The sequence below is a fragment of the Actinocorallia lasiicapitis genome (assembly GCF_054778695.1).
In genome coordinates this window covers 1-20,406 of sequence record NZ_BAAGZI010000071.1, presented here as the reverse complement: position 1 = coordinate 20,406, position 20,406 = coordinate 1, and the positions used below count along the sequence as shown (strand labels likewise).

The window sequence follows — 20,406 nt, the reverse complement described above, 5'->3', positions numbered from 1 at the left end:
CGAGGAGGTGCGCGTCGGCGAGCCGGCCCATCAGGGCGCCGCCAGCGAGGACGAGCGCCGCCGCGACGGCGCCGGTGAAATCCGGCCCGGGCAGCAGCGACAGCCGCCGGTAGAGCAGCCGCGCGTCGTCGGGGAGCCGCTGGTAGGAGCTGCTGAACGCGGCCGAGACGCGGCATCCGCCCAGCGACAGCGTGTGGAGGCGGCGACGGTCGTCGGCGATCTCGGCGGACAGTTCGGCGAGCGTGGTCTCGTGCAGCCGCCGCACCAGACTGCCCATGATCGCGATGGCGAGCGGCAGGCCGTCCGCGTAGCCGACCAGTTCGGTGCCCGACGGCTCCCCCGCGACGGCCACGAACAGTTCACGGCTGTGTTCGGCGCCGAGCCCGCGCAGTTCGTGGAAGGTCGCGCCGGCCAGGTCGAGTTCGCTCAGGTCGGCGCCGGTCGTCGCGAGGACGAGGCTGCCGGGCGCCCGCGGCAGCAGATTCCGGACCTGCGCCGGCTCGGTCGCCCCGTCGATCATCACCAGGCAGGGCTGGGCGGCGGTCCGGGTGCGGAACAGTTTGACGCGGTCCGCGAGCCGTGACGGCTGGTGCTCCTCCGCGACGCCCAGCGCCGCCAGGCACGACCCCATCATCCCGAGCACGTCGACTTCGCCGCCGACCGTGTAGTCCGCGACCTCCACCAGGAGCTGCCCGCCGGGGAACCTGTCGCGGCTCAGCTCGGCGAACCGCCGCGCCAGCGTGCTCTTGCCGACACCGGGCAGCCCGGTCAGCACCGCGATGCCCGCCCGAGCGCGCAGCCTGTCCATCTCCTCGGCGCGGTCCACGAACACGCCGGGGAACGGTTCGATCTCCCACGGGACGGGCCGCTCCGGCGCCTCGAACGTGATCGGTCCGTGGTTCTGCCCGATCTGGACCACGTTCCGCGCGCTGCCCGAGTACTCCGCCACGTCCACTCCCAGAAGATCCAGAACGCCCGTATCGCCGACGCTACACCGCTTTCCGGCCTTCCTCCCGCATGATGGACTGATCTCCCCGACGAACAGGAGCCCCCATGGATCCGATCACCCTTGCCATCGCCGGAGCCATCGCCACGGGTATCGCGACGGGCGCGGGCGAGTCGACGGGCGGCGCGCTCGGCGCGCTGATCGGCCGGGTCCGCGCGCGTCTCACCACCTCCCCCGCCGCGGACGCCGAGGAGACGGCCACCGCCCTGGAGTCGGAGTTCGCCGCCGATCCCGCTTTCCGGGAGCAGGTCCACCAGCTCTGGCACCAGGTCAACGAGGGCAACAGTTTCACCGGTCAGGCCAGGAACGTCGTCCAGATCAACCGCCACGAAGGCCCGATCACCTTCAGCTGACCGGGACCGGTCAGGAGTCGAGGTAGGCGAGCGCCTGCCGGTGGTAGGCGGCCATCGCCAGCGCGGCGGCCGGATTCGCGCGGGCGGCGGCGCGCAGCGGCGTGATCTGCGCGGCCGGCCATGGCGGGACGGGCTGTGGTGGAACCAGCGGAGAAAGGGCGGGCTGTACGGAGGGGAGGGGGAACTGCTCACTCACGGACAGCAACTTACTACACGTGTTCGACCGTGCGCGCTGGGTAGCGAATCCCGCAACCCTTCCGTGATTCACCCCAGAAGGCTTGCATGATCATTCATCCTCATGCATACTCTTCCCTATGTCCAAGGTGCTTTCTTCTCTTCCTGTCGGCGAACGCGTCGGCATCGCCTTCTCTGGTGGGCTCGACACCTCTGTCGCTGTCGCGTGGATGCGAGAGAAGGGGGCCGTCCCCTGCACGTACACCGCAGACCTGGGCCAGTACGACGAACCCGACATCGAGTCGGTGCCCAGCCGGGCCGGCGAGTACGGCGCCGAGATCGCCCGGCTCGTCGACTGCCGGGCGGCGCTCGTCGAGGAGGGGCTCGCGGCGCTGGCCTGCGGCGCCTTCCACATCCGGACCGGCGGCCGCGCCTACTTCAACACCACGCCGCTCGGCCGGGCCGTCACCGGCACCCTGCTGGTGCGGGCGATGCTCGAGGACGACGTCCAGATCTGGGGCGACGGCTCCACCTACAAGGGCAACGACATCGAGCGGTTCTACCGGTACGGGCTGCTCGCCAACCCGGCGCTCCGCGTCTACAAGCCGTGGCTGGACGCCGACTTCGTCAGCGAACTCGGCGGCCGGGCCGAAATGTCGGAATGGCTGCTCGCCCGCGGCCTGCCCTACCGGGCCAGCGGCGAGAAGGCCTACTCGACGGACGCCAACATCTGGGGCGCGACCCACGAGGCCAAGGCCCTGGAGCACCTGGACGCCGGTGTCGAGACCGTCGAGCCGATCATGGGCGTCAAGTTCTGGGATCCGACGGTCGAGATCGAGACCGAGGACGTCACCGTGGGGTTCGTCCAGGGGCGGCCCGTCACGATCAACGGTAAGGAGTTCGCGTCCTCCGTCGATCTGGTGCTGGAGGCCAACGCGATCGGCGGACGGCACGGGCTCGGCATGTCCGACCAGATCGAGAACCGGATCATCGAGGCGAAGAGCCGCGGCATCTACGAGGCGCCCGGTATGGCGCTGCTGCACGCCGCGTACGAGCGGCTCGTCAACGCGATCCACAACGAGGACACCCTCGCCGCCTACCACAGCGAGGGCCGCAAGCTCGGCCGGCTGATGTACGAGGGCCGCTGGCTCGACCCGCAGGCGTTCATGCTGCGCGAGTCGCTGCAGCGCTGGGTCGGCACCGCGATCACCGGTGAGGTGACCCTGCGGTTGCGGCGCGGCGAGGACTACTCGATCCTCAACACGACCGGCCCGTCGTTCAGCTACCACCCGGACAAGCTGTCGATGGAGCGCACCGAGGACGCCGCGTTCGGCCCGACCGACCGGATCGGCCAGCTCACCATGCGCAACCTCGACATCGCCGACTCCCGGGCCCGCCTCGAGCAGTACGCGGAGCTCGGCATCGTCGGCAGCCGCACCGCCGCCCTCATCCCCGCCCAGGCCCCGGCCCTGCTCGGCGCGATGACCGCGGGCGGCGCCGAGGCCATCGCCTCCGCCGGCACCACCTTCAACGACGAGCTCCTCGACCACGCCGCCTTCGACGCCGGCACCGACTGACCGCCACACCACCGATGAAGCCGCCCGCACTCCACGGGCGGCTTCACCGTTCTCAGACCCCTGGCGGGCGAGGAGCACGTGACGACCCCAGGGCCGACTCCCGGGTGAGCCCGCTCGCGTGCCCTTCCGAGCACGACGGCCTCCAGGGTGGTCAGGTGAGGGTGAAGTGGAGGAGGGCGTGGTCGGAGGAGGGGGTGTTGCGGCGGGGGGTGGGGTCGTCGGTCAGGGAGGGGAGGGGGTGGGTGGCGCGGGCGGTGTGGACGGCGGAGACGCGGGGGAGGACGGCGTGGGAGACCAGGAGGTGGTCGATGAGTTCGCCGCGGCCCTGGTAGACGCGGGAGAAACGCTCTGACGGCGGGAGCAGCGGGGCCAGGTTCCAGAGGCGGGTGGCGTCGCCCTTGTCCGGCAGGTCGGCGCCCGACGTGCCGAGTTCCGAGCCGGGCGGGCCGTGCAGGATCTGGGTGGTGGCGGCTTCCGGGACGTCGTTGAGGTCGCCCGCCAGGATCAGCGGACGCTCCCGGCCCTTCCCTTCGAGCAGCCGGTCGACCAGCGCGCGGACGGTGATCGCCTCGGCCGTCCTGCGGAACAGGGCGTAACCGGCGACCCGGGCGCGTTCCCCCTCGTCGTGCGGGGAGAAACGCGGACGGCCGTCACGGCCCGGCGGGAACGACAGGAGCTTCGACTTCAGATGGACCGACAGCAGGGTGAAGTCCGCGCCCGAAGCCTCTGTCACCTTGACGGCCAGAGCGCCCCGCCCCATGGCCGTCGAGGAGGTGATCGTCCCCCGGGAGTCGCCTGACTGGACGGGCGCCAGCCCCATCGGGAACGTGACGGCCTCCCCCACGACCTGCAGCGGCAGCCGCGACAGCACACCCGTCCTGATCGGATGGCCCGACTCGAACCGCTGCGCCGTCACCGAACCCCAGCCGGCGCCCAGCTCGGCGGCGAGATCGGCGAGCGCCCCCGCGTCGCCCACCTCCTGGACGGCCAGGACGTCCGCCCCGACGGCCCGGATCGCGGCGGCGAGCCCCCGCACCTTCGCCTCGTAGACGGCCCGGTCCTGCGGCCCGAACGACCCGCCGGGCCGGAACAGGTTCTCCAGATTCCACGACCCGACGACGGTCATTCCTCCCCCTTCTCCCCGAACACCCCTGAATCCCATAGATGCCGGACATGCTGGAGGAGCTGTGGCCCGACCGCGCGGAGCTCCTCCCGGTCGTTCTCCGCGACGGCCGCCGTGACCAGCGCGCTGGTCGCCGCGACCAGCATCCGGCAGGCCAGCCGGCCCGCTTCGTCGGTGACGCCCAGCAGGTCCGCGTGGGCGGCCGCCATCACCGCTTGGAGTTCGCGGCGGCGCGCGATCGGTTCGGGGCCCGCCGCGAACATCTCGACCAGGAAAAGCCGTGTGAACGGCCATTCCTCCTCAAGAGCCGACAGATAGATGGCGCTCGCCCGCGCGTACCGTTCCAGCGGCGCGCCCTCGTTGAGCGAGTCGTCGACCGACAGCGCGATCCGCTCCATGAGCATCTCGCCGGCCCGGTCGAAGGTGGCCATGAAGCAGTCGGACTTCGAACTGAAGAGCTGGTAGAAGCTGAGCCGCGAAACCCCGGCACGTTTCAGGACATCCTCCACCGAAGTGGCGGCATAGCCCTTCTCGGCCATGGCCTCGGCCATGGCCCGGCAGAGGCGGGCGCGCTGGAGGCGCGCGACCTCCTCGGGGGGCAGGGCGTTCCTGCCTCTGGGGAGTCCCCGTGACGTCGACATCCGCTCACCCTAACCTCGGAAGTAACAGAGGGAGAAGTTATGAACACCGAGAAAAACGATCTGCTGGCCACACTGCGGAAGCACCGGGGCTTCCTGCTGCACACCGTCGACGGTCTGACCGACGAACAGGCCCGCGCCACACCGACGGCCAGCGCGCTCAGCCTGGGCGGTCTGATCAAGCACGTGGCCGGGGTCGAGCAGCGGTGGGCGCGGTTCGCGGTCGGCGGCGCCGACGCGATGAACGCCGATCCCGTCGACTGGGAGGGCCAGTTCCTGCTCGACCCCGACGAGTCGCTGGCCGGCCAGATCGCCCGCTACGAGGCCGTCGCCGCCGAGACCGACGCCCTGGTCGGCGAGCTCGACCTCGACGGCGACCACGCGCTGCCGCAGGCGCCCTGGTTCGAACCGGGCGCCCGCTGGACGTTCCGCCGCGTGCTCCTGCACATCCTGGCCGAGACCTCGCAGCACGCGGGCCACGCCGACATCATCCGCGAGACCATCGACGGTCAGAAGACCATGGGCTGACCGGCTCGACGATCAGGGCTTCACACCGACACCGCAGAACTGGTCGATCGCCGCGGGAGTGCCGAACGGGCTGGGGTCGGGCCGCCACAGCGGGCAGGACACCAGCCCGGGTTCGGCCAGCTCCAGCCCGCCGAAGAGCGCGGCCAGCTCTTCGGGGGTGCGGCTGCGCCCGGACGGCTTGCCGAACTCGTTCCACTGGCGGATCGCCTCGGCCATCCGGTCGCCGGTCACCTCGAGGGTCGGATGAGCGACGGCCAGGACGCTCCCGGACGGGAACGGCGCCAGCAGCGTGTCGATGATGTTCTTGGCGATGTCGTCGTCGAGCACGTGCCAGAGCACGCCGAGCATCGTCAGGCAGACGGGTTCGGTGAAGTCGAGGGTGCGGGACGCGCCGTCGAGGATCGCCTGCGGGTCGTACATGTCGGCGTCGAGGTAGTCGGTGACGCCTTCGGGCGCGCTGGTCAGCAGGGCGCGCGCGTGCACCAGGACCAGCGGGTCGTTGTCCACATAGACGATCTTGGATTCGGGGGCGACGCGCTGCGCGACCTCGTGGGTGTTGTCGGCCGTCGGCAGCCCGGTGCCGACGTCGAGGAACTGGCGGATGCCCAGCTCACGTGCGGCGAAGGTGACGGCGCGGCCGAGGAAGAGCCGGTCGGCGCGTGCCTGGACGACGATGTCGGGCAGCCCGGCCGCGATCTGGTCGCCCAGTTCGCGGTCCACGGCGTAGTTGTCCCGGCCGCCCAGCCAGTAGTCCCAGATACGGGCGGAGTGCGAGACCGTGGTGTCGATCAGGGGGGTCGGCATCGCTGGATCGGAGCTCAAGGTCGCCTCCTGTGGCGGGGTGATTACCGAGGAGCAAGTCCGTCCAAGATACGGCTAAACGTCCGCGATGGCAGGGAAACTCTTCGCGTATTCAACTTTCCGGCGGGGCGTCGAGAACGATGCCGAAGTGCTCGCGGTAGGCGGCCAGGACCGCGGCGTCATCGGCGAGCGGATGCTCGGTGCGCACTCCGTCCGCGGTGACGATCAGCCGGCGGCGCGAGAGGGTGGCGCGGCCCGTCGCGGTCCGGATCGAGCAGGTGTCGGAGCGGGTGAAGTGGGAATCGGGCGACGTCTGGTGGTACCAGCAGTGCGGGACGAAGTCCGACAGCGCGTAGGAGCGCGGATCGAGCTGGTAGGCGCCCGCGCCGTTCTCATGGACGTCCAGGAACTCGCCGTTCTCACGGATCTCGTAGTCGCCCGCCGGATCCTCCTGGACGCCGCGGACGCCGAGCCGCAGCGGCCGGTCGCTGAACGCGCCGAACCCGACGTCGACCAGGTACGGCTCGTCGAGGTCGACACGGAGCGCGAGATGGTCGAACGGCGCGCCGAGCAGCCCGTCGTCGTGGAAGACACGGCAGCACTGGAGCGTGACCCGGTAGCCGAGGCCGCGCAGCAGCTCCGCGAACAGCCCGTTGAGTTCGTAGCAGAAACCGCCCCGCCGCCCGGTGACGATCTTGTCGTACAGGGCCTCCGGGGTGAGGACGATCTTCTGTCCCAGCGCGATCGACAGATTCTCGAACGGCACGGCCCGCAGATGGGCGGCCTGGAGGGCGGCCAGCCCCACCGCGTCGGGGACGGCGGGCCGCTCCACGGAGATCCGGTCCAGATATGCGGCGATCTGCTCGTCTTCCACCGCTTCAGTCTGGCACCGCCGCGCCGTCACCGTCAGACGGGCGCCTCCGGCGTGATCGTCAACTGGACGACCTCGCCGGCGCGCAGCAGTTCCAGCGCGACGGGACGGCCGATGCTCTCGCGGCCGAGGTGGTCGTAGAGGTCGGCGCGCTCGTCGGCGGCCTGGCCCTGGATCGACAGGATCACATCGCCCATCACGAAGCCCGCCGCCGCGGCCCGCGCGCTGACCTTGACGACGGCCTGACGCGGCACCTGGTGCCCGTCCAGCTCGATGACGCGCGGCGCGATCCCGATCCCGAGCGACGCGCGGACCACCCGGCCGTGCACGATCAGCTCGGGCACCACGGTCCTGGCCGTCGCCGCGGTGACCGCGAACCCGATGTTGTCGGCTTCGTTCCTACCGGCCGTCGCGACCCCGATGACCAGGCCGTCGGCGTCGAAGACGGGGCCGCCCGAGTTGCCGGGGTTGATCGCGGCGTCGACCTGGATGCACCGTTCGATGGGCCGGGTCGTCATCTGGTGGTTGATGGTGCGGGCGAGCCCGCTGACGATCCCGATCGACACGCTCTCGGTCAGATAGCCGAGCGGGCTGCCGACGGCGAAGCAGAGTTCGCCGAGCCTGGCGGGCTCGTCGCGGAAACGGACGAAGTCCTTCGGCGGGTTCTCGAGCTGGAGGACGGCCAGATCGGTGTACTGGTCCAAGCCGAGGATCACGGCGTCCTGGTCGGGCAGGCCAGGCAGGGACGCGCGGATCGTCTTGTCGGAGTCGGCGACCACGTGGTAGTTGGTGACGACGTGCCCGACCGAGTCGATCAGGAAGCCGGATCCGGCGGAGCGGCTGTCGGGGTCGGACAGGGCGACGACCGAGGGCAGCACCCCGGCGATGAGCCGCGACAGATCGTCGCTGAACTGGCGGAGCAGCGACATCAGATCTCCACGGCCCGCTCGTGGTCGTCGTTGACGGCCTTCTCGCCGCCGAACTGCTTGCACAGGTCGTCGTCGAAGTCGTCGGCGAGGGTGGTGACGCAGTCAACGGCGAACCGCAGCTCCTCGATCTGCAGGTTCTCGGGGAGCAGTTCGGTCGAGAGTGTGACGATGTCGTGCTTGTGGAAGATCCGCGCGCCGAGGATCCCGGCGTTCAGCTCGTTGAGCTTCTCGTACAGTTCGGGGCTGGCGGGGACGCCCCTGAGCACCTCGGCGAAGATCCGCACCCGGGTGGTCTCGCCGGACTGGCTGACCCGCACGTAGGCGACGGAGCTGCCGCTGCGGATCGGCACGTCGCCATCACTGTCGATCTTCAGATCCTCGGTCCGCAGGACCTCCTTGAGCAGCTTCTCCACATAGGCACGGGCCATCTCGACATAGGACATGAGTCCGGATTCTACGGATTCGTCGTGATCATCGCGTCGAGAAGAAAAACTTCGGCCGGGATGTCGATCCGCGGACCGCCCGCTCGACGCAGGGGTAAGGAACACCCACAACGGCAAGGAGAAGGACATGCAGAAGATCACGACCTTCCTGTGGTTCGACGGCAAGGCCGAAGAGGCCGCCGAGTTCTACACGACCCTGTTCGACGACTCCAAGATCCTCGACGTCCAGCCGTGGGCCGACGGCGGGCCCTACCCGTCCGGGACGGCCATGGTCGTCGAGTTCCAGCTCGCCGGCCAGCGCTACCAGGCGCTCAACGGCGGGTCGAACTTCACCTTCAACGAGGCCATCTCGCTGCTGGTCGACTGCGACGACCAGGCTGAGGTCGACCGGCTCTGGGACGCGCTGACGGCGGACGGCGGCGAGGAGTCGCAGTGCGGCTGGCTCAAGGACCGGTACGGGCTGTCCTGGCAGATCGTCCCGCGGGCGCTCCAGTCCTGCCTCGCCGGGCCCGACCGGGAGGGTGCGGCCCGCGCCATGCAGGCGATGCTCGGAATGCGCAAGCTCGACGTCGCCGCGCTCGAGGCCGCCTACAAGGGCTGATCCGTCCGCGTTCCGAGGCCCGCTCCCTGATCAGGGGGCGGGCTTCGCCGTGTAGCGGGCGAAGAACAGGTCGAGCACGCCGCCGGTGACGTCCAGGGGGGCTGGCGCGGCGGCGATCTGCTGGCTGACCAGCCCCGCGACCAGCACCGACAGCACGGACGAGCCGTCGTCCTCGGCCGCGTCGGGGGCCAGCCGGCCGGCCGCGACCTCGGCGAGGAGCGCGTCGCGCAGCAGGTTCAGCGCCGCGACGGCCGGATCCGCGGCCTCCGGCGACGGGTACAGGCCCGGCGGCCGCCAGAACATCAGCCGCGCCCGTTCCGGATGGCGTGAAGTCCACTCCACCAGGCCCGTGACGGCCGTCCTGAGCCCGTCGGCTCCCGTCAGGGCGTCCCGGAGCGAGCGTGCGCTGTCGGCGAAGAGCGCGTCGAGCAGCGCCGCCTTCGACGGGAAGTACTCGTACAGCGACGGGGTCCGCATCCCGATCCGCCGGGCGACCGCGCCGAGCCCGAGCTCCCCTTCTTCGGCGAGCACCGCGATCCCGGCGGCGATGATCCTGCCGACCGTCGCCGCCCGCCGTTCCGCGCGCCCGTCCACCGCTCCCCCTAACACCGTTAGGGAGAGCGTATCCCTAACGCCGTTAGGCGCCGGGCAGTTTGTTGGCCGTGCCGCCCGCGCCCACCAGACCGGGGTCGCCCGCCTCGGCCCACCGCTCGTCGAAACCGCGCAGCAGCTTGGCGGCCTGCCGGGTGACGACCGCGGGGACGACCGGCCGCGCGAGCTTCATCGCGGGCAGCCACCACTGGCCGTACACGGCGGCCTTGCGCCGCAGGATCCCCGCGACCAGCCGGTCGACGGTCGGTTCGAGGGGGTAGGTCCGGTTGGCCGGGTAGGGCAGCCCGGCGCGCAGCTCGCGCATCACGGGGTGCTCGTCGGCGCCGCGCACCATGTCGGTGTCGGTCCAGCTCAGGTAGCCGACCCCCACCTTGACGCCCTGGTGGGCGACCTCGGCGCGCAGGCAGTGCGCGAACGCCTCGACCCCGGCCTTGCTGGCGCAGTAGGCGGCCATCATCGGCGACGAGCAGAGCGCGGCCAGCGACGCGACCTGGAAGAAGTAGCCCTTGCTGCGGCGGAGCGCCGGCAGGAAGGCGCGCGCGGTGCTGGCGCTGCCGAGCAGGTTGACCTGGACGACCATGTTGAAGGTCCGCGGGTCGGACAGCTCGACGGGCCCGCCGGTCGCGATCCCCGCGTTGGCGACGACCACGTCGATCCGGCCGAACTCCTGCTCGATCTCGGCCGCGACCACGGCGAGCGCGGTGTCGTCGGTGACGTCCACCTCCCAGAACCGGGCCTTGCCGCCGATCGACTTGGCGACCCGCTCCAGCTCGGCGGGCTCCAGCCCGAGGAGCGCGAGGTCGAAGCCTTTGGCGGCGAGCCGCCCGGCCAGCAGTTCACCGAGTCCACGGGCCGCGCCCGTCACCACCGCTACAGGCATGACTTCTTCTCTCCTTGCCAGTCACAACTGGGACAGTGAGGAGAGTAAGGCATATCTGACGGGCTAGCTAGACCCTTCGTCCAATGAGCCGGTGCGACGCTTCAGCTCGTCCCTGATCCGCCGGTCCATCGCCCGCCCGAAATGCTCGTCCGCGACGGCCCGAGCCACCGGCCGCAGCCGCTCGACGGTCGCCGCCAGCTCGTCCGCGGGCCGCTCCACCAGGTAGGTCTCCGCCAGCCGGACGAAACTGAACGCCATCCGGTCGAACGCCGCCTCCAGCTCCCAGCTCACCGCGAGCACCGCCGACAGCGGCACCCCGGCCCGCACCAGCTCGACCGTCGCGTCCAGCAGCCGGGCGCTGGTGTGCACGAACCTGTCGCCCTCCACCCGGACGTACCCCAGCTCGACGGCCTCGGCCAGCACCTGCGGCGTCAACTGGTCGCCGAACAGGTCGGCGGCCTCCGCCAAGGTCATCTCGACGGTCTTCTGCTCCGACCACGGATCCCCGGCCGCGAACGCGTAGCCCAGCAGCTCGGTGACGTCACGGCCCTCACCGGCGGCGGCGAGCAGCTCCTCGATCCCGTCGAGCCGGTAGCCGCGCTCCAGCAGCCCGGCGATCAGCCGGAGCCGATCCAGATGGGCCGGGGAGTACCAGCCGACCCGGCCCGCCCTGCGCGGCGGCGGCAGCAGCCGGCGCTCCTGGTAGTAGCGGAGGGTCCGCACCGGGATCCCCGCCTCACGCGCCAGCTCCTCGATGCGGTACTCGTCCACGCGGCAGACCATACCAACCACCGGTGCGCGTATGTTACTCTGCGAAAGAGGCCGGAAATTTCGCCTCCATTCCCTCGGCGCGAAGCCGATCTGCACCACCGCGAAAAACACACGAGAACTGATCTCCTTTTTCGCGCTTCCCTCCGCCGTCACCAGGCGTTTCTTCGTCGTGCCCCTATTCCGGCACGCCCATCACCCCCCAAGGAAAACCCCATGAGCATCACCACACACGAAAAGCAGACCGCTGAATCCGCGGTCTTCACCGTCGCCGGAATTCTCGCCGTCGACGAACAGAACGCCTATGTCAGGGTCAACGGCCACACGCCGTCCCCCGGCGACGTCCAGGTCCCCCTGGCCATGGTCCGCAAGCACGGGCTCAGGGCCGGAGACGACATCGTCGGCACCGCCCGCAACCAGCGCGGCCGCGCCGTCCTCGTCTCGGCGCCCACCATGCCGCGACGGCCGCGGTTCGCCGAACTGACCCCGATCTTCCCCGACGAGCGGTTCACGCTCGGCCCCGACCCGATCGGCCGGATCATCGACCTGGTCGCGCCGATCGGCAAGGGCCAGCGCGGACTGATCGTCGCACCGCCCAAAGCCGGAAAGACGATCATCCTGAAGTCCCTGGCCAGGGCGATGACCGTCAACCACCCCGAGACCCACCTGATCATCCTGCTGGTCGACGAGCGGCCCGAAGAGGTCACCGACCTGCGCAGGAGCGTCCCCGGCGCCGAGATCATCGCCTCGACGTTCGACCGGCCGCCGGCCGAGCACCTGGCCGTCTCCGAACTGGCCGTCGAACGGGCCAAGCGCCTCGCCGAACAGGGCCGTGACGTCGTCATCCTGCTCGACTCGCTGACCAGGCTCGGCCGCGCCCACAACCTGGCCGCCCCCAACTCCAGCCGGATCCTCGCCGGCGGCGTCGCGGCCTCCGCGCTCTACCCGCCCAAGAAGTTCTTCGGCGCCGCACGCAACCTCGAAGAGGGCGGCTCGCTGACCATCCTCGCCACCGCCCTCGTCGAGACCGGCTCCCGGATGGACGAGGTGTTCTTCGAGGAGTTCAAGGGCACCGGCAACATGGAACTGCGGCTCAGCCGCAAACTCGCCGAACGGCGGCTGTTCCCCGCGATCGACCTCGCCGCCTCCTCGACCCGCCGCGACGAACTGCTGATCCCGCCCGCCGAACTCGCGAAGGCGTCCCGGCTGCACGGGATGCTCGCCGCGCTCGACGACGTCCAGGCGATGGAACTGCTGCTCGGCAAGGTCAAGGCGACGGCTTCCAACGCCGAGATCCTCGCCGAACTGCCCGGCTGACGACGTCACAGTGACATATTCCGGCTAACGCATCGCTTATCGGTGTATGGCCACACCTCTGCAGGCGAGCGACCCCCGTCAACTCGGCGCCTACTGGCTGGCGTCACGGCTGGGCGCCGGCGGCCAAGGCGTCGTCTACGAGGGTTACGACGCCCAGGGCACCAGGGTCGCGGTCAAAGCGCTGCACAACGAACTCGTCACCGACGACTTCCGGCACGCGCTCCGCAAAGAAGTCGAGACGCTCAACCAGGTTGCCTCCTTCTGCACGGCCCGGATCATCGCGACCGACCTCGACCATCTGCCGCCGTACATCGTCAGCGAGTACGTGCCGGGCCCCGACCTGCAGACCTGGGTGGAGCGGAACGGCGCCTACACCTCCGACGAGCTGTACCGGCTGGCCATCGGCATCGCGACCGCGCTGTCGTCGATCCACCGGGCCGGGGTCGTGCACCGCGACATGAAACCCGCGAACGTCCTGCTCGGCCCGGACGGCCCCCGCGTCATCGACTTCGGCATCGCCAAGACCGAGGAGATGTCGCGCAGCGCCACCGGCAACCTCAAGGGCACGCCTCGCTGGATGGCGCCCGAACTGTTCCTCGGCCAGCGCGCCACACCCGCCGTCAACGTCTGGGCGTGGGGCGCGATCGTGCTGTTCTGCGCGACGGGCCGCCCCCCGTTCGACGGCGAAAGCCTCCCCTCGCTCATGCACCAGGTGCTCAACACCGAGCCGGAGACCCATTTCCTGTCCGAGCCGCTCCGCGGTTTCGTGGAGCGCGCCCTGTCCCACGAGCCGGCGAACCGGCCGTCACCGCAGGAGATCCTGGTCGGCCTGATCGGCGGCGAGGCCCGTGATCCGCTGGAGGCCGGCAAGGACGCGGCGGCGAGCCTGCAGCCGTCGGCGGCGCTGCCTCCGTCGCTGGCCGAGCTGGCGGAGGGCGTCTACCGGCAGCTCGACCCGCACGCGCAGGAGGCCGTGCCGCGGGTGCTGCTGCGGATGGTCGCGGCCCGCCCGGACGCCGCCGACACGCTCCGCAACGTCGCCATCGGCGAGTTCTCCGGCGACGAGGTCGAATCGCGGACCGTCCAGCGGATCCTCAACAGCCTCGGCGAGGCGGGCCTGCTGCACAGCGACGGCCACACCATCGGCATCGGCACCCCCGCCCTGATCCGCGCGTGGCCGCGGATGCGCGACTGGGTGGCGTCCGAACGCGACGGCCTCACCCTCCACCACTCCCTCGCCGACGCCGCCCGCTTCTGGGACTCCCACGGCCGCAAACCGGGCGACCTCTACCAGGGCTCCACCCTCGACCAGGCCCTCACCTGGGCCGCCACCGGCCGCCGCCAGCTCACCCTGAACCTGGTCGAACGCGCCTTCCTCGACGCCTCCGTCACCAAGACCAGAACCACGGCCCGCAACCGCAGACTCACCCTCGCCACCGTCTCCGCCGCCCTGGTCCTCGCCCTGGTCGCGGGCGCCGCCGCCGGAATCCAAAGCCTCAACCTCAGCAGGACCAACACCAAGGTCGCCACCCAACGCGACACCGCCACCGGCGCCCAGCTGGCCGCCAAAGCCGTCGCCCTGCGCCGTATCGACCCGCACCTCGCCCGCAGGCTCGCCATCGCGGGAGTGTCGCTCGCCCCGGAGAGCATGGACGCCCGCAGCGCGGTCACCACGCTCTACCACCAGTGGGAGCAGTTCATCTTCGTGCCGCCGGGCGTCGACAACGGCTGGTCGGTCGACAGCGACCAGACCGGCCATCTGCTGGTCTTCCTGCAGAACCGCACCGTGAAGATCGTCGACGCCGACGCCAGGTCGATCGTCCGGGAGTTCGAGGTCGAGGGCGACAAGCCGATCATCCAGTACGACCTGTCCGACGACGGGCGGGTGCTGGCCGTCAACAACGGCGGGATCACCCGGTTCTTCGACGTCGGCACCGGGCAGCAGACCGGCGCCATCCAGATGGAGCTCAGCAAGCTCGGCGCACCACTCGAACTCAGCCCCAAAGGCACCTACCTGACGCTGCACGCGGGACGGAACTTCGTGGTCTGGGAGGTCGCCGGCGGCAAGATGCTGATCGACTCCCGGGACGAATACCGCCAGATCGCGATCTCACCGAACGAGAACCTCGTCATCGCCGCGTACGAGGACAAAGTGACGTGGTGGAGCATCAAGGAGCGCAAAAAGATCAAGGGCCCGAAACTCGCCCTGGTGAAGCGCGGCAGCAACATCGACGCGCTGACCGTCAGCCCCGACAGCGCCTACCTCGGGCTGCACGCGGGCAACGAACTCCAGATCTACGACACCAAGAAGTTCCTCGGCCGCGCCTTCGGCGCCCCCGACGGCGACAGCGCCGACGTGCGCTTCAGCTCCGACTCCAAGTACGTCGCCTACGACCACACCCTCTGGAGCACCGAAGGGTTCGACCGCGACCCGCTCCTCGTCTACAAACGCGACCTCTGCGGACTGCAACGGTTCGGCCCCGACGACAAGAGCCTGCGCTGCGTCGACACCGACGACGCCGTGAACTCCATCGACGTCAGCGCCTTCACCCGTCCGCTGCAGCTCACCAAGCTCGGGTTCAGCCCGTCGTCGGCGCTGAGCAAGGACGGCACGACCCTCGCCGTCGACAACGAAGGCGGCATCGACATCTGGGACCCGGTCACCAAGCAGAAACGGAACACCCTGCCGATCGGGCCCGACTCCGCGAGCAGCAGCCTGCTCTACGGCTACTGGCTGTCGCCCGACGGCAGAACCCTCGCCAACGGGCACGAGAACGGCACGATCGACCTCTGGGACGTCCCCACCGCGACCAAACGGATCACCATCCAGACGGGCGCGCCGTTCAGCGGCAAACCCATCGCCGGGATCTCCCCCGACGGCAAGGTCCTCGCCGTGTCCTGGAGCCGCTCCGGCGGGCCGACCCTGCTCCAGCTCTGGGACACCGCCACCGGAAAACTCCTCAAGGAGAACTCCGGCCAGGTCGCGGCGAGCTTCAGCTTTGGCTCGAACAGCGTCCTGTTCCGGCAGGTCGTCTTCAGCGCGGACGGCAGGAGCGTCTTCGCCGGAGACGACCAGGGGCTCGTCGAGGTGCCGTCGGGGAAGGTCCTGATCGGCCCCGAACGCGGCGTCAACGGTGAGGCGACCAGCAAGGACGGCACCACGGCCTGGCTGTACGGGGTCCGCATCTACTTCCTCGACCGCGAGTTCCGGCGCATCGGGCCGGGGATCCGCGCCGGGGTCAGCGTCGTCGACAAGAGGGCCGCGTTCTCCCCTGACGGCCGGCTGCTCGCGACCACCGACCCGAAGGGCCACGTCCTGCTCTGGGACGTCAAGGAGCAGCGCCCCTACGGCATCCCCCTCACCGGCCACCTCGGCGCCGACCCCGGCTTCGACCTGCACAGCCTCGGCTTCACCCCCGACGGCTCCTCCGTCATCTCCCTGGGTGAGGACGGCCTCCTCGTCACCCATCTCATCGACCCGAAGAAGATCAGAGAGGAGCTCTGCCGAACCGACGGCGCCCTCACCGAGCAGGAGTGGAAGCAGCACGTCCCCGACGTCCCCTACCGCGCGACCTGCTGACGCAGCGCCCGCCCGTTCGACCACTCAGGCCGCGTCGGCGGCCTGGTTCCGCCTGCCCGGATGGCCATCGCCGGGGGGGTTGACGGGGTTGGCTAATGAGATTAGCTTTATGGCTATCGCTATGAGCCTGGAGGTCGGTATGAGTGAGTTTCTTGAGGTCGCGGGTGGGCGGATCGCTTATGAGGTGGTGGGGGAAGGGCCGCTTGTCGTGCTTTCGCATGGGATCGGGGATCGGCGGGAGGTGTTCCGGTTTCTGGCGCCGCTGATCGCCGCGGCGGGGTACCGGGTGGCCGTCGCCGATCTGCGGGGGCATGGGGAGTCGAGCCTCGGGTGGGCGGGGATCAGCCGGACGGACGTGGCCGGGGATCTCCTCGCGCTGGTGCGGGAACTGGGCGGGCCCGCGGTGATCGTCGGGCATTCACTGTCGGGTGGGGCGGCGACGATCGCCGCCGCGAGCGCGCCGCAGGACGTGTGCGGGATCGTCGAGCTGAACCCGTTCACACTGACCCAGGCCGTCGACTTCAAGGGGCTGTTCGGGGTGGCGCGGTACCGGAAGGGAATGAGCAGGCTCATGAGGACGATGATCTTCAAGAGTCTCGGGCAGTGGCGGAAGTACCTGGACGTCGCGTATGCGACCAAGCCCGCCGACTACGACCGGTACATGGCGGAGTTGGCGGCGAAGCTGCGGGAGCCCGGCCGGTTCGCGGAGTTCCTGAAGACCGGGAAGTCGACCCCCGCCGACGCCCACGCACGCCTGGCCGACGTGCGGTGCCCCGCACTGATCGTCATGGGGCTGGACGACCCCGACTTCGCCGACCCCCGACGCGAGGGCGAGAAGATCGTCGCGGCGCTGCCGGACGGGCTCGGCTCGCTCGCGGTCGTCGAGCACGGCGGCCACTACATCCACGCGGAGCAGCCCGAACGGGTCGCGGAGCTCATTCTGCCGTTCCTGCGGGAGCACGCGCGTGGCTAGGGCCGGGCTCTCCAAGCCGGAGGTGATCGCGGCCGGGGCGCGGCTCGCCGACGATGTCGGCTACGCGAACCTGGCGATGGCGCCGCTCGCCGAACGGCTCGGCGTCAAGACCCCGTCGCTGTACAAGCACGTCGACGGGCTGGCCGACCTGCAGCGCGGGATCGCGATCCTCGCGATGACCGAGCTCGGCGACGCGCTCCGCGACGCACTCCAGGGCCGGTCAGGACGCGACGCCTTGGAGGCGTTCGCCCTGACGTTCTGCGGCTGGGTCGCCGACCATCCGGGACGCTACGCCGCGACCATCGCCGTCCGCCACTCCGACGACCCCGACCATCCGGACGACCCGCTGCTCGCCGTCAGCCTGCGGGTGGCCGACTCCGTCAAGGCGGTGCTCCGCGGCTACGACCTGCCCGAAGACCGGCTGAACGACGCCACCCGCCTGCTCCGCTCCCTGTTCCACGGCTTCGCCGACCTTCAGGCGGCGCGCGGCTTCCAGTGGAAGGGCGATCCCGCCGCCACCCTCGACTGGATGGTCGACTTCCTCGACCGGGCCCTGCGCACGGCCCCCTGATCGGCGGTCACCAGTCTTCGTCGGCGGGCTCCTCGGGCAGGGGGATCTCCTCATCGAAGGCGGCCACACGCGCCGGGGCACGGCGGTCGGCGACCGGGGCGCGCGGCTGCGGAGGCGCGGCGTCGGAATAGTCGGCGAGGGCGGCCAGCAGGGACTCGCCGAAGCGCTCCAGCTTGGCCTCGCCCACCCCGGAGATCGAACCGAGCTCGGTGCGGTTCGCGGGGCGGCGGACGGCGAACTCGCGGAGCGTCGCGTCATGGAAGATCACGTAGGCGGGGACGCCGCGCTCCTTCGCCTGAGCGGCACGCCAGGCCCGCAGATGCTCGAAGAGCGGCTGCGCCTCGGCCGGGAAGTCCACCGGGACGGCGGGCTTCTTCGTCTTGGCGGCGGCGGTGCGGGTGCGTTCGGGTTCGCGGCGCATCAGGACGTCGCGGCGGCGGCCGAGCACCTCGGCGCTCGCGTCGGTGAGGACGAGGGTGCCGTAGTCGCCCTCCACCCCGAGCAGGCCCTGGGCCAGGAGCTGCCGGACGACACCCCGCCATTCGGCCTCGCCCAGCTCCGTGCCGATCCCGAAGACCGTCAGCTCGTGGTGCCGGTACTGGGTGACCTTGTCGGTGGTCTTGCCAAGCAGCACGTCGATGATCTGGCCGGCGCCGAACTTCTGGTTCCGCTCGTTCTTCAGCCGGTAGACGGCCGACAGGAGCTTCTGCGCGGCGGTCGTGCCGTCCCAGGACTCGGGCGGGGTGTCGCAGGTGTCGCAGTTTCCGCACGTCACCGGATCCTGCTGGCCGAAGTAGGCGAGCAGCCGCGCCCGGCGGCAGGTGACCGTCTCGCAGAGGGCGAGCATCGCGTCGAGGTGCAGGGTGAGGGCGCGCCGGTGCGCGAAATCCCCCTCGGACGAGTCGATCATCTTCCGCTGCTGGACGACGTCGGCGAGCCCGTAGGCCATCCAGGCCGTGGACGGCAGCCCGTCGCGGCCCGCACGGCCCGTCTCCTGGTAGTAGCCCTCGATCGACTTCGGCAGATCGAGATGGGCCACCAGCCGGACGTCCGGTTTGTCGATGCCCATCCCGAAAGCGATGGTCGCGACGACGATCAGCCCGTCCTCGCGAAGGAACCGGGACTGGTGCCGGGCACGCACGTCCGCGGGCAGGCCCGCATGGTACGGAACAGCCGCGACGCCATTGTTGACCAGGAACTCCGCCGTCTTCTCGACCGAGGCGCGCGAAAGGCAGTAGACGATCGCCGCGTCGCCCTGGTGCTCGGTGCGGAGCAGTTCGAGGAGCTGCCGCTGCGGATTGTTCTTGGGGACGATCCGGTACTTGATATTGGGCCGGTCGAAGCTGGCGACGAAATGCCGGGCGTTCACCAGATCGAGCCGCTGCGCGATCTCGGTATGGGTCGCTTCGGTGGCGGTGGCCGTCAGCGCGATGCGGGGGACGTCGGGCCAGCGCTCGTGCAGCACCGACAGACCGAGGTAGTCAGGCCGGAAATCGTGGCCCCACTGGGACACGCAGTGCGCCTCGTCGATCGCGAACAACGAGATCTTGCCGCGCTCCAGCAGCCGCAGCGTGCCCTCGCCCCCGAGCCGTTCCGGCGCCAGATACAGCAGGTCGAGCTCGCCGGAGACGAACGCCCGCTCGACCTCCCGCCGCTGGTCGGAGCTGAGCGTGGAGTTGAGGAACGCCGCGTTGACACCCGCCGCCTTCAACGCGTCGACCTGGTCCTGCATCAGGGCGATCAGCGGCGAGACCACCACCCCGACCCCCGGCCTGACCAGCGCGGGGATCTGGTAGCACAGCGACTTGCCGCCGCCCGTGGGCATCAGGACGAGCGCGTCGCCGCCCGCCACGACATGGTCGATGATCTCCTGCTGGCCGGGCCGGAAGGAGTCGTAGCCGAACACCCGGCTGAGGACGGCGAGTGCCTGATCGGGGGAAGTCACCACGTCAGTGTATGGAGCTCCCCCGACATTCACCCGAGTACCTGTGGATAACCCGCGTTACAGGGTGTCGAGCAGGGCCTGGAGCTCATCGAAAGTGATGAACCCGTCATGATTGACGTCCGCGCGCTCGAAGAACTCCTGCGTCTCGGCCTTGCTCCACGTCAATCCGAGTTCTTCGAGGACAAGCGTGAATCCGACCAGATCCAGCTTGCCGTTCTCCTGGGCGTCGACGGTCCGGAACGCGGTGAGCACGCCTTCGACGGTCAATGCAGACTCCTTTTCGCTGGCTGATCATCGCATCATGACACAGCGAGTGATCCTCGACATGGCATAACCGGGCGACGCGCGGGGATGTGCTCGTCATGGGGTTGACCGAAATGGATCAGGATGCGTTCGACCGGGTGGCGAGATCCAAGCTCACGGGCCTGGAGAACGTCCTGCCGCGGCTGTCGCACGCCGCCGATCACAGTGTGCTCTGGTTCACCACGGCGGCGGCGCTGGGAGCGTCGGGCCGGCCGTCGTGGCGGCGCGCCGCGCTCCGCGGGGTGATCGCGATCGGGCTGGCCAGCCCCGCGGTCAACCTCGTCGGCAAACAGCTCTTCCGGCGGCGCAGACCACGGGTGCATCTGGTGCCGCGGGTACGGATCCATCGCCTGCCCACCTCGCCGTCCTTCCCTTCGGGGCACTCCGCGAGCGCCGCGGCGTTCGCGCCGGCC

The 20,406-nt window shown here is 70.1% G+C and carries 22 protein-coding genes; 9 read left to right on the top strand and 13 right to left on the bottom strand.

What is annotated here, in order from left to right; all coding sequences use genetic code 11:
- The coding region (locus ACYVE7_RS11395) for an AAA family ATPase (protein WP_460364587.1) at nucleotides 1-949 on the bottom strand (949 nt) is incomplete at its 3' end.
- Nucleotides 950-1,053: 104 nt separating this feature from the next.
- Between ACYVE7_RS11395 and ACYVE7_RS11390 the strand changes: the two genes are divergently transcribed.
- A complete protein-coding gene (locus ACYVE7_RS11390; RefSeq protein ID WP_460364586.1) occupies nucleotides 1,054-1,359 on the top strand; it encodes a hypothetical protein in 306 nt (101 codons plus the stop codon).
- A gap of 10 nt (nucleotides 1,360-1,369) precedes the next feature.
- Here the strand turns inward: ACYVE7_RS11390 and ACYVE7_RS11385 are convergent, their stop codons facing one another.
- Nucleotides 1,370-1,555 (bottom strand): hypothetical protein, encoded by a 186-nt coding sequence (locus tag ACYVE7_RS11385; protein WP_460364585.1) that lies wholly within the window; start codon nucleotides 1,553-1,555, stop codon nucleotides 1,370-1,372.
- A gap of 118 nt (nucleotides 1,556-1,673) precedes the next feature.
- Here ACYVE7_RS11385 and argG point away from each other — a divergent pair, with 118 nt between their 5' ends.
- Entirely contained in the window at nucleotides 1,674-3,110 is a 1,437-nt protein-coding gene (argG, locus tag ACYVE7_RS11380; protein ID WP_460364584.1) for an argininosuccinate synthase, read from the top strand.
- Nucleotides 3,111-3,261: 151 nt separating this feature from the next.
- On the opposite strand, the gene ACYVE7_RS11375 is transcribed toward argG, so the two are convergent.
- Both ACYVE7_RS11375 and ACYVE7_RS11370 read right to left on the bottom strand, forming a co-directional pair.
- A complete protein-coding gene (locus tag ACYVE7_RS11375) occupies nucleotides 3,262-4,236 on the bottom strand; it encodes an endonuclease/exonuclease/phosphatase family protein (RefSeq protein ID WP_460364583.1) in 975 nt (324 codons plus the stop codon).
- Nucleotides 4,233-4,874, bottom strand: a complete 642-nt coding sequence (locus ACYVE7_RS11370; protein WP_460364582.1) for a TetR/AcrR family transcriptional regulator — start codon at nucleotides 4,872-4,874, stop codon at nucleotides 4,233-4,235. Before ACYVE7_RS11370 ends, ACYVE7_RS11375 begins: the two co-directional genes overlap by 4 nt.
- Nucleotides 4,875-4,913: 39 nt before the next feature.
- On the opposite strand from ACYVE7_RS11370, the gene ACYVE7_RS11365 reads away from it, so the two are divergent.
- Nucleotides 4,914-5,399, top strand: a complete 486-nt coding sequence (locus ACYVE7_RS11365; RefSeq protein WP_460364581.1) for a DinB family protein — start codon at nucleotides 4,914-4,916, stop codon at nucleotides 5,397-5,399.
- Nucleotides 5,400-5,411: 12 nt separating this feature from the next.
- Here ACYVE7_RS11365 and ACYVE7_RS11360 read toward each other — a convergent pair whose 3' ends face one another.
- From ACYVE7_RS11360 to ACYVE7_RS11345, 4 genes are all read right to left on the bottom strand, one after another.
- Entirely contained in the window at nucleotides 5,412-6,203 is a 792-nt protein-coding gene (locus tag ACYVE7_RS11360) for an SAM-dependent methyltransferase (protein WP_460364580.1), read from the bottom strand.
- Between the two features lie 109 nt (nucleotides 6,204-6,312).
- Complete coding sequence (locus ACYVE7_RS11355) at nucleotides 6,313-7,074, bottom strand: arylamine N-acetyltransferase family protein (protein WP_460364579.1); 762 nt, start codon at nucleotides 7,072-7,074, stop codon at nucleotides 6,313-6,315.
- A gap of 32 nt (nucleotides 7,075-7,106) precedes the next feature.
- Nucleotides 7,107-8,000 (bottom strand): S1C family serine protease, encoded by an 894-nt coding sequence (locus tag ACYVE7_RS11350; RefSeq protein WP_460364578.1) that lies wholly within the window; start codon nucleotides 7,998-8,000, stop codon nucleotides 7,107-7,109.
- A complete protein-coding gene (locus ACYVE7_RS11345; RefSeq protein WP_460364577.1) occupies nucleotides 8,000-8,443 on the bottom strand; it encodes a T3SS (YopN, CesT) and YbjN peptide-binding chaperone 1 in 444 nt (147 codons plus the stop codon). The genes ACYVE7_RS11350 and ACYVE7_RS11345 overlap by 1 nt, the downstream gene beginning before the upstream one ends.
- Before the next feature lie 127 nt (nucleotides 8,444-8,570).
- Here ACYVE7_RS11345 and ACYVE7_RS11340 point away from each other — a divergent pair, with 127 nt between their 5' ends.
- Complete coding sequence (locus ACYVE7_RS11340) at nucleotides 8,571-9,044, top strand: VOC family protein (protein ID WP_460364576.1); 474 nt, start codon at nucleotides 8,571-8,573, stop codon at nucleotides 9,042-9,044.
- 30 nt (nucleotides 9,045-9,074) lie between these two features.
- Here ACYVE7_RS11340 and ACYVE7_RS11335 read toward each other — a convergent pair whose 3' ends face one another.
- The 3 genes from ACYVE7_RS11335 to ACYVE7_RS11325 form a co-directional block, all read right to left on the bottom strand.
- Nucleotides 9,075-9,638 carry a TetR/AcrR family transcriptional regulator gene (locus ACYVE7_RS11335; RefSeq protein WP_460364575.1) on the bottom strand — a complete coding sequence of 188 codons (564 nt, stop codon included), beginning with the start codon at nucleotides 9,636-9,638 and terminating at the stop codon, nucleotides 9,075-9,077.
- Nucleotides 9,639-9,681: 43 nt separating this feature from the next.
- A complete protein-coding gene (locus tag ACYVE7_RS11330) occupies nucleotides 9,682-10,536 on the bottom strand; it encodes an SDR family oxidoreductase (RefSeq protein ID WP_460364574.1) in 855 nt (284 codons plus the stop codon).
- A 63-nt stretch (nucleotides 10,537-10,599) separates the two neighbouring features.
- Nucleotides 10,600-11,307, bottom strand: a complete 708-nt coding sequence (locus tag ACYVE7_RS11325; RefSeq protein ID WP_460364573.1) for a MerR family transcriptional regulator — start codon at nucleotides 11,305-11,307, stop codon at nucleotides 10,600-10,602.
- 213 nt (nucleotides 11,308-11,520) lie between these two features.
- On the opposite strand from ACYVE7_RS11325, the gene rho reads away from it, so the two are divergent.
- The 4 genes from rho to ACYVE7_RS11305 all read left to right on the top strand — a co-directional run bounded on the left by rho (nucleotide 11,521) and on the right by ACYVE7_RS11305 (nucleotide 17,745).
- On the top strand, nucleotides 11,521-12,621 hold the full coding sequence (rho, locus tag ACYVE7_RS11320; RefSeq protein WP_460364572.1) for a transcription termination factor Rho: 1,101 nt from the start codon (nucleotides 11,521-11,523) through the stop codon (nucleotides 12,619-12,621).
- A 46-nt stretch (nucleotides 12,622-12,667) separates the two neighbouring features.
- A complete protein-coding gene (locus tag ACYVE7_RS11315; RefSeq protein WP_460364571.1) occupies nucleotides 12,668-16,201 on the top strand; it encodes a protein kinase domain-containing protein in 3,534 nt (1,177 codons plus the stop codon).
- Nucleotides 16,202-16,340: 139 nt separating this feature from the next.
- Complete coding sequence (locus tag ACYVE7_RS11310; protein WP_460364570.1) at nucleotides 16,341-17,174, top strand: alpha/beta fold hydrolase; 834 nt, start codon at nucleotides 16,341-16,343, stop codon at nucleotides 17,172-17,174.
- Nucleotides 17,167-17,745: a TetR/AcrR family transcriptional regulator gene (locus tag ACYVE7_RS11305; RefSeq protein ID WP_460364569.1), complete on the top strand. Its 579-nt coding sequence runs from the start codon at nucleotides 17,167-17,169 to the stop codon at nucleotides 17,743-17,745. Before ACYVE7_RS11310 ends, ACYVE7_RS11305 begins: the two co-directional genes overlap by 8 nt.
- 7 nt (nucleotides 17,746-17,752) lie before the next feature.
- Here ACYVE7_RS11305 and recQ read toward each other — a convergent pair whose 3' ends face one another.
- Nucleotides 17,753-19,690 carry a DNA helicase RecQ gene (gene recQ / locus ACYVE7_RS11300; RefSeq protein WP_460364567.1) on the bottom strand — a complete coding sequence of 646 codons (1,938 nt, stop codon included), beginning with the start codon at nucleotides 19,688-19,690 and terminating at the stop codon, nucleotides 17,753-17,755.
- A gap of 57 nt (nucleotides 19,691-19,747) precedes the next feature.
- Complete coding sequence (locus tag ACYVE7_RS11295) at nucleotides 19,748-19,957, bottom strand: EF-hand domain-containing protein (protein ID WP_460364566.1); 210 nt, start codon at nucleotides 19,955-19,957, stop codon at nucleotides 19,748-19,750.
- Between the two features lie 95 nt (nucleotides 19,958-20,052).
- On the opposite strand from ACYVE7_RS11295, the gene ACYVE7_RS11290 reads away from it, so the two are divergent.
- A partial coding sequence (locus ACYVE7_RS11290) for a phosphatase PAP2 family protein (protein WP_460364565.1) occupies nucleotides 20,053-20,406 on the top strand: 354 nt, incomplete at its 3' end.